This window comes from Terrabacter sp. NPDC000476, from assembly GCF_040300125.1.
GTDB lineage: Bacteria > Actinomycetota > Actinomycetes > Actinomycetales > Dermatophilaceae > Terrabacter.
This window is the reverse complement of record NZ_JBEPDF010000019.1, coordinates 1-1,153: the sequence shown is the minus strand read 5'-3', so window position 1 is coordinate 1,153 and position 1,153 is coordinate 1. Positions and strand designations below refer to the sequence as shown.

The 1,153-nt window shown below is 73.5% G+C and carries 1 protein-coding gene and 1 pseudogene; both read left to right on the top strand.

Annotation, left to right across the window (positions count from 1 at the left end; genetic code table 11):
• Positions 1 to 81: 81 nt before the first annotated feature.
• Positions 82 to 429: pseudogene (locus ABT295_RS21125) on the top strand (hypothetical protein); the annotation flags it as partial.
• 107 nt (positions 430 to 536) lie between these two features.
• Entirely contained in the window at positions 537 to 1,079 is a 543-nt protein-coding gene (locus tag ABT295_RS21120) for an HNH endonuclease signature motif containing protein (protein ID WP_352396375.1), read from the top strand.
• Positions 1,080 to 1,153: the final 74 nt, after the last annotated feature.

The window sequence follows — 1,153 nt, the reverse complement described above, 5'->3', positions numbered from 1 at the left end:
AACGCCACCCTCGCCCACGTCCACACCGCCGTCACCGCCCTGCGATCCATCCCCACCCCCCTGCGCCGCGGCACCGTCGACATGGAGGTGGACACCGAGACCGGCGAACGCGTGTGGACCACGCAACGCCGCGCCGACCTCATCGACGGACACTTCGCCACCGTCACCGGCACCCAACCCCTGGCCACCGCCACCCAGGTCCTCGAGGAACTCCTCATCCGTCTGGACCCCGAACGCGTCGACCGGCACGTCCGCGACCTCGAACCGGACTCCGCCAGCCGCCGCACCCTCACCTTCACCCGCCGGAACGGGATGCTGCGGATGACCGTCGACCTCGACGAAGCCGCTGCCGTCGTCGTCCGCTCCGCCGTCGAAGCCGCCTCCCGCCCCGAACCTGCGAACGGTGCCGACGGTGCAGAACCCGACACACGCTCCACCATGCAACGCCGCCACGACGGCCTCGTCGACCTGGTCACCACCGGCGCGCACCACCCCGCCAGCAACCTGACCCGGTCGTCGCCCACAAGGCCACCGTCGTGCTGCGCGCCACCCTCGACGACACCGGCACGGTGGAGGTGGGAACGGCCAGCGTGGACGGGCACGGCCCCGTCACCGACGCCACGCTCCGCGCCGCCACCTGCGACGCCGACCTGTCCGTCGCGGTCCTGGACCGCCTCGGCCGGCCCCGCTCCCTGCACACCCTCGACCGGCACGCCACACCCGCCCAACGCCTCCTGGTCGCCGAACGCGACCGCGGGTGCACCGCGCCGGGCTGCGGCGCCCCGGCGTGGGCCTGCCACTTCCACCACGTCATCCACTGGGCTGACGGAGGACCCACCAGCATCGAGAACCTCGTCCTGCTCTGTGGCCGGCACCACCGCGCCCTGCACGCCGGACGACTCGAAGCCAGGTTCGGCGAGGACGGACTCCCGGAAACCCGGCACCTGCACCGCCACCTCGGACGGCTCGCCGACCCCGGACCGTGGACCCGCAACGACCACCCCGGCCTCCTCGCCCGAGCCCGGGAACTCGCCGCGACCCTGCAGCGTGACGACCCACCCGACCGCGCCGCCGCCTGACCCGCACGGCGGGGTGGGGGGATGTCGTGGTCCCGGCAGGTGATTACCAGGGACCGCCGGTACCGCTTACCTCT